The sequence below is a fragment of the Mesorhizobium sp. M7A.F.Ca.CA.003.01.2.1 genome (assembly GCF_003998945.1).
GTDB classification, from domain to species: Bacteria; Pseudomonadota; Alphaproteobacteria; order Rhizobiales; family Rhizobiaceae; genus Mesorhizobium; species Mesorhizobium ciceri.
On record NZ_RZRA01000233.1, the window covers coordinates 1 to 6484 of the forward strand.

Genomic DNA, 6484 nt, shown 5'->3' on the forward strand with positions numbered 1-6484 from the left:
GTCTGATCGCTGCTCGATCGCGCCTGGCGATAAAGCAATGCCGGTTAAGTGTGAAACGGTTCTCCCGGAAAAGCGCATAACGCTTTTCCCTTGGGAATTGCGTCGAACAAAGCGTGCGAAAAGCAAAAGGCCGGCATTGCGCCGACCTTTCCTATCGCTGCGACGTTCTGCGCCAGTACATCCGTGGTCGCGGGCCGAAAGCGAATTGCCTGCAGTAGACAGGGCTTTGGTTAACGAACCCTTAAGCTCAGGCCTTGGCCTGGGACTTCACATGGGCGATATAACCGCGCACGTCGCCGGCCGGCTCGCTATAGGCCTTGCCGAGCTTCTTCTCAATCGCCGCCACATAGTCCTTCGCCCATTTGGGCAAGGCATAGTCGATGACGGCCAGAAATTCGAGCGTCGCCGCCAGCCGGATATCGGCGATCGACGGATGCTTGCCGCCGATGAACGGCTTGCCGTCCCTGAAGAACGAGTGGAAGACCTCCAGCGGCTCGGCAATCGCCGCCATCGCCGCCTTCTGGGCTTCGGACTTCTTGTCGGGATGGGCGTCGCTGTGGCCGACCTCGCCGGCATAGTGCGGGAAGCCGAGCGCCGGATAGGTGGCGCGCGCCACATAGGGGTAGAGCGTGCCGATCAGGTAGAACATCGCACTGTCGACCATCGCCCGCTTGGCCGGCGCCTTCGGATAGAATTTCTCCAACCCGTGCTTGTTGGCGAGATACTGCATGATAGCGCAGCTTTCCCACAGCACGCCTCTGGGCAGGCCCTTGTCCTCGATCATCGGTGTCAAATGGGCGGGATTTCGCGCCATGAACTCCGGCGAACGGGTGTGGCCCCAGGCATCGGTCTCGGCGTGGTCGAAACCCGCCGCGCGCGCAAACACCCGCACGGTCATGTTGTTGACGCTGGGCTTCAGCATGCTGAGCTTCAGCGCCGGCTTCTTGGCCGGCTTGGCCTTGGCCCTGGGCGCGGCTTTTGCCGTCGCCTTCACCGCAGGCTTGGCGGCCGCCTTGGCTTTTGGCGTTGCCGCAGCTTTCGCCGCCGGCTTGGCGGCAGCTTTGGCCGCGGATTTCCCGGCAGTCTTCGTCGCTGTCTTGGCCATCTTGTTCCTCCCTCTGGTCTGTTCAGTATGGGTTCTTCGGCGCCCGATCGTCCGACAGAGTGGCACGGGAACGCTCTACGAGCGTCTGGATCGCATCGGCGAGATGCACTTCGGCGATGTTGTAGTCGCCGCGCCCGACCCGCAGCCTGTGCGCTTCCATCAGCACATCCGCATGGGTGAAGCCCGCCGGCGGTTCGAAGCGGTAGGACGCCAACTCGATCAGCAGGCCGAGCGGATCCTCGAAATAGATCGAATCCATGAAACCGCGATCCTTGACGCCGCTGTGCTTGATGCCGCGCTCGTCAAGCCGGGAGACCGCCTGCAGAAAGGTGACGCGCGACACCGAAAAGGCGATGTGGTGAACACAGCCCGGATCGGTAGGCGTGCGCCGCTTCTCCGGCGTCCGGCTCTCGTCGGTGAAGATAGTGATCAGCCGGCCGTCGCCGGGATCGAAATAGAGGTGGCTTTCCCTCGGCTTGTCGAGATTGGGCTGTTCGAAGATGAACGGCATGCCGAGCACGCCTTCCCAGAAATCGATAGAGGTCTGGCGCCCGGCGCCGACCAGCGTGATGTGATGGACGCCCTGCGATTGCAGCTTCTGCATTGGCCTTCCTCCCCCATGGATCAACTGGCCCTAAGGACAGCGCGGCGTTCTGCGCGCCGCTGGAGCCGTACCCCAGGATCCATGACGTGATGCTAATGCAAACAGCTCCGCGGCGCCAGAAGCGACGAACGCGGTGACGCAACGGATAAAGCCGACCGATGGAAAGTGCGCCGTCCGCACTTCCGATGCCCGGCATCGGAAGCACGTACGCGCTGCGCTTTGGAGGCTGAGATCGGCGAATCCGGCCGATAGCCGACCGAATTGATGTACCGACTTACGAGCCGCTGCTGTTGACCGTAGTGCCGACGGTCGTGAAGATCCCGTTGAGCGAATTGCCAACCGCCCCGGCGCCGGTGATGATCGCGAGCGCGATGAGAGCTGCGATCAAGCCATACTCGATCGCGGTCGCGCCAGACTCGTCCCAAGCGAAACGATAAGCTATTTTCTGCATTTCAACCTCCTACAGCTACTAAAGCGAAAACTAATATTCGCCGTGAGTTGCGGGGACGTTAAGGTTCCGGTTTCGCGTCCGTTAACATTTGCCAGACGAATGAAATAAAGGCCGGGTTGGTTGGTGCCACTGGGAGTTTTTAAGGCTGCGGCTACCTGTGCAGAGCGGGTTTCCCGGACGCCACAGTATCGAGGCTCCGCGACTTCAGAAACGAAATCGACGGCATCCTGCAAATTTGTCGAAAAACTTGGTACGCCCAAGGGGAATCGAACCCCTGTTCCCGCCGTGAGAGGGCGGTGTCCTGACCGCTAGACGATGGGCGCGTTCAAGAACCGGCGATATAGGCTGAGCGCTGGGAAAAAGCAACTGGGGTTAGGCCGCTTTCCCCGGTCGAGGAAAAGCCGGCCGTCAGCCTATCGTTTCGGTTCGATCAGATCCCAGAGATTGCCATGCAGATCGGCGAAAACCGCCACCGTGCCGTAGGGCTCGAAGCGCGGTGCTTCGCGGAATTCGACGCCCTTCTCCAGCATCGCCGCGTGGTCGCGGGCAAAGTCGTCGGTTTCCAGGAACAGGAAGACACGCCCGCCGGTCTGATCGCCGATACTTTTGCTTTGCGCCTCGTCGGAAGCCTCGGCCAGCAGCAGCCTGGCGCCCTGCCCGTTGGCCGGCGCCACTGTGACCCAGCGCTTGCCGCCGCCGAGATCGACATTTTCGACGAGCAGGAAACCCAGCCTCTCGACATACCAGGCAATCGCCTCGTCATAATTGGCGACGACCAGGGCGACCGTGGCGACGCGACGATGTTCGGCGAACCCGCTCATCCCCGAGGCTTGCTCATGGGCCTGCTGCCGTTCATCGTTGCGGCTCGGTCACTTGTTGCGGATCGCAAAGCGGCCGATCAGGCGTCGCTCAGTGATGTCGTAGACGAAGATCGTGCGGCTGCCGTCGGCAAGCTCGGCGTCGATCGAGACACGGTTGCCGGACAGCGACTGGCTGACCACCTTGGCCCCGACCGGCAGCACGATGTCGCCGCTGACCGGTTCGCCGGCGGGTGTCTGGATATCCCCGGCCAGCGGCGGGTTCGCCGGCGGTGCATTGCGCGCTTTGTAGACAAGGGCGCCGATCACCACCATAAGGGCGAGGAACAGCAGGCCGAGATTGATCCCGACGAAGCGGACGAGTTTCCTGCGCACCTTTTCGACCTCGGGGTCGAGCGGCTTATCCTGGTCTTCTTCGGCGATCGGGCTGGCCATGGCAAACAGTTCCGGAACGGTTTTTCAATGAGCGCTCATAACGAAGAGGCCCCTGAATTGATAGAGGCGGTACCGACCGTGCTGGTGGCGGATGCGGACGCGGCCGGTCAGCGCCTCGACCAGTGGCTGGCGGCAAGGCTTGGTCCGGACATGTCACGCAGCCGCGTGCAGATGCTGATCAGGCAGGGCGCGGTCTCGGTCGACGGCAAGCTGATCGATGAGACCAAGCGCAAGATGGCGCCGGGCGAAAGCGTGTCGGTTACCATGCCGGAGCCGGAGCCGGCGGAGCCGCAGGGCGAGAACATCGCACTCGATGTGCTTTATGAGGACGACGAGCTGATTGTCATCAACAAGCCGGCCGGGCTTGTCGTGCACCCCGGAGCGGGCAACTGGACCGGTACGCTGGTCAACGCGCTGATCCATCATTGCGGCGACAGCCTTTCCGGAATTGGCGGCGTGCGGCGGCCAGGCATCGTTCACCGCCTCGACAAGGAGACCAGCGGCGTCATGGTGGTCGCCAAGACTGACCGCGCCCACAAGTCACTCTCCGAGGCTTTCGCCGATCACGGCCTCACCGGCGATCTCGAACGTGCCTATCTGGCGCTGGTCTGGGGCATACCGCAGAGGCCGACCGGAAGGGTCGACGCGCCTCTCGGCCGCGCCGCCGACCGCGTGCGCCGTGCCGTGGTGCCGGAAGGACGCGACGACGCCCGCCATGCGGTCACCCACTTTGCCGTGCAGGAGCGCTTCGGCGAGAGCCAACAGGAGTTCGCCACCGCCAGCATGGTCGAATGCCGGCTGGAGACCGGCCGCACCCACCAGATCCGTGTCCACATGGCGCATATCGGTCATCCGGTGATCGGCGACCCCGATTATGGCCAGGCCTTCCGCACCAAGGCCAACCGGCTGCCGGAACCGCTGAAAAGCCAGGTCAAGGCATTTCCCCGGCAAGCTTTGCATGCCTGGCTCCTTGCATTTCGCCACCCCACTACCCATCTAACGATGAGGTTCGAGGCGCCGTTACCGAGGGACATGGAGGAACTCGTCGGCGGCTTCCGCAAACTCTGAACCCGTCACCGACAAGCCATCAAAAAACCTGACTGACATTGTTCACTTCACCGTGACACACTGTTTCGTGTTGAACAAATGCCTGTCTTTTCTGGTTTTGTTCCTGTATAAGATCCGATGTCGCGGGCGAGCCTTTTGGTGCTCGCGTCACATGCCCGCCGCGTTTCGGGGGCATCACTCCAATAGAGAGGGGGCGCTATCATGGCCCAGTCATTACCCAGTATCGTTTCCGGCGAAGGCGGCCTCAGCCGCTACCTGGAAGAAATCCGCCGCTTTCCCATGCTGCAGCCGCAGGAAGAGTACATGCTCGCCAAGCGTTATGCCGAGCATGAAGACACCTCCGCTGCGCACAAGCTCGTCACCAGCCACCTCAGGCTCGTCGCCAAGATCGCCATGGGCTATCGCGGCTATGGCCTGCCGATCGGCGAAGTGATCTCGGAAGGCAATGTCGGCCTGATGCAGGCCGTCAAGAAATTCGAACCCGAGCGCGGCTTCCGCCTCGCGACCTATGCCATGTGGTGGATCAAGGCCTCGATCCAGGAGTACATCCTGCGCTCGTGGAGCCTGGTCAAGATGGGCACGACCGCCAACCAGAAGCGCCTGTTCTTCAACCTGCGCAAGGTGAAGGGCAAGATCCAGGCGCTCGACGACGGCGACTTGAAGCCCGATCAGATCGCCGAGATCGCCACCAGGCTGAACGTTTCCGAAGCCGAAGTGGTGTCGATGAACCGCCGCCTGTCGGGCGATGCCTCGCTCAATGCCCCGATCCGGGCGAGCGAAGGTGAGTCCGGCGAGTGGCAGGACTGGCTGGTCGACGACCACGAAAGCCAGGAAGAGATGCTGATCGAGCAGGACGAGCTGGAAAACCGGCGCGGCATGCTGTCGGGCGCTCTTGCCGTGCTCAACGAGCGCGAGCGGCGCATCTTCGAGGCCCGTCGCCTCGCCGAGGAGCCGCTGACGCTGGAAGAGCTTTCGTCCGAATTCGACATCAGCCGCGAGCGCGTGCGCCAGATCGAGGTGCGCGCCTTCGAGAAGGTGCAGGATGCGGTCAAGGCCGCCGCCAAGCGCCAGACCCAGGCGCTGCGCACCATTGAGGCGCAGCCCGCAGCCTAAAGCCGGCTAAAGGCAACAAGATCTAAAGGCGGCGCCAGGAAACTGGCGCCGCTTTTTTCTTGTGTGGTTGGCGAAAGCGGAGGCGACATCCGATCTCCCCTGCAAGGGGGAGATTGCAGCTTCGCCGGCAGCGATCTCTCAAAGCCCATCCAGCGGAAACTTTAGATACCGCCGGCCATTCGCTTCGGGTTCGGGCAGCCTCCCGCCATTCATGTTGACCTGCAGCGCATGCAGGATCAGCCGCGGCATCGGCAGCGTCCTGTCGCGCGCTTCGCGCAGGGCGACGAACTCGGCCTCGCTGCGGACGGCGGCAAGATGGGTGTTGGTCGCCTTCTGTATGGCGACCGTGCTTTCCCACAAGGGTTCGCGGCCGCCGGCCTGATAGTCATGACCGACGAACACCCGCGTCTCGTCCGGCAACGCCAGTATGTCCTGGATCGAGCGCCAGAGCCGCGCGGCACTGCCGCCGGGAAAGTCCGTCCTCGCTGTGCCGCTGTCGGGCATGAACAGCGTGTCGTGGACGAAGGCGGCATCGCCGATCACATAGGTGATCGACGCCAGCGTATGGCCGGGCGAGAACAGCACCTTGGCCGGAAGCGTGCCGACCGTGAAGGTTTCGCCTTCACCAAACAGCCTGTCCCACTGCGAACCGTCGGCGGGAAAATCCGGCCAGTTGTAGATCGCCTTCCACAAATTCTGGACGTCGACGACCCTGTCGCCGATCGCTGTCGGCGCTCCGGTCTTCTCCCTCAGATAGTGCGCCGCCGAGAAATGATCGGCGTGCGGATGGGTGTCGAGGATCCATTCGACGCTCAGCCCCTGCTCGCTGACGAAGTCGAGCAGGATATCGGCATTCGTCGTTGCCGTAGCACCGGATTTCTCGTCGAAAT

General features: G+C 62.6%; 8 protein-coding genes and 1 tRNA gene. 2 read left to right on the plus strand and 7 right to left on the minus strand.

Annotation, left to right across the window (positions count from 1 at the left end; genetic code table 11):
• Window positions 1–247: 247 nt before the first annotated feature.
• From EN969_RS12145 to EN969_RS12170, 6 genes are all read right to left on the minus strand, one after another.
• A complete protein-coding gene (locus tag EN969_RS12145; RefSeq protein ID WP_013529261.1) occupies window positions 248–1105 on the minus strand; it encodes a glutathione S-transferase family protein in 858 nt (285 codons plus the stop codon).
• Window positions 1106–1127: 22 nt separating this feature from the next.
• Window positions 1128–1709, minus strand: a complete 582-nt coding sequence (locus EN969_RS12150; RefSeq protein ID WP_013529260.1) for a VOC family protein — start codon at window positions 1707–1709, stop codon at window positions 1128–1130.
• A gap of 274 nt (window positions 1710–1983) precedes the next feature.
• Window positions 1984–2160, minus strand: a complete 177-nt coding sequence (locus EN969_RS12155) for a Flp family type IVb pilin (RefSeq protein ID WP_063169152.1) — start codon at window positions 2158–2160, stop codon at window positions 1984–1986.
• A 248-nt stretch (window positions 2161–2408) separates the two neighbouring features.
• Window positions 2409–2483 (minus strand) — tRNA-Glu (locus EN969_RS12160).
• Window positions 2484–2573: 90 nt separating this feature from the next.
• The gene (locus EN969_RS12165) at window positions 2574–2981 is read right to left on the minus strand and encodes a VOC family protein (RefSeq protein WP_063169153.1); all 408 of its coding nucleotides are present in this window, start codon (window positions 2979–2981) and stop codon (window positions 2574–2576) included.
• A 48-nt stretch (window positions 2982–3029) separates the two neighbouring features.
• A complete protein-coding gene (locus tag EN969_RS12170; protein ID WP_013529257.1) occupies window positions 3030–3413 on the minus strand; it encodes a fimbrial protein in 384 nt (127 codons plus the stop codon).
• 27 nt (window positions 3414–3440) lie between these two features.
• On the opposite strand from EN969_RS12170, the gene EN969_RS12175 reads away from it, so the two are divergent.
• Both EN969_RS12175 and rpoH read left to right on the plus strand, forming a co-directional pair.
• Complete coding sequence (locus EN969_RS12175; RefSeq protein WP_013529256.1) at window positions 3441–4481, plus strand: RluA family pseudouridine synthase; 1041 nt, start codon at window positions 3441–3443, stop codon at window positions 4479–4481.
• Between the two features lie 201 nt (window positions 4482–4682).
• Window positions 4683–5594: an RNA polymerase sigma factor RpoH gene (gene rpoH / locus EN969_RS12180; RefSeq protein ID WP_013529255.1), complete on the plus strand. Its 912-nt coding sequence runs from the start codon at window positions 4683–4685 to the stop codon at window positions 5592–5594.
• Between the two features lie 138 nt (window positions 5595–5732).
• On the opposite strand, the gene EN969_RS12185 is transcribed toward rpoH, so the two are convergent.
• A partial coding sequence (locus tag EN969_RS12185; protein WP_164758232.1) for an MBL fold metallo-hydrolase occupies window positions 5733–6484 on the minus strand: 752 nt, incomplete at its 5' end.

Coding starts and splice junctions, on each gene's coding strand:
- EN969_RS12175 (WP_013529256.1), top strand. CDS start 3,441: ATGAGCGCTCATAACGAAGAGGCCCCTGAATTGATAGAGGCGGTACCG.
- rpoH (WP_013529255.1), top strand. CDS start 4,683: ATGGCCCAGTCATTACCCAGTATCGTTTCCGGCGAAGGCGGCCTCAGC.
- EN969_RS12165 (WP_063169153.1), bottom strand. CDS start 2,981: ATGAGCGGGTTCGCCGAACATCGTCGCGTCGCCACGGTCGCCCTGGTC.
- EN969_RS12155 (WP_063169152.1), bottom strand. CDS start 2,160: ATGCAGAAAATAGCTTATCGTTTCGCTTGGGACGAGTCTGGCGCGACC.
- EN969_RS12145 (WP_013529261.1), bottom strand. CDS start 1,105: ATGGCCAAGACAGCGACGAAGACTGCCGGGAAATCCGCGGCCAAAGCT.
- EN969_RS12170 (WP_013529257.1), bottom strand. CDS start 3,413: ATGGCCAGCCCGATCGCCGAAGAAGACCAGGATAAGCCGCTCGACCCC.
- EN969_RS12150 (WP_013529260.1), bottom strand. CDS start 1,709: ATGCAGAAGCTGCAATCGCAGGGCGTCCATCACATCACGCTGGTCGGC.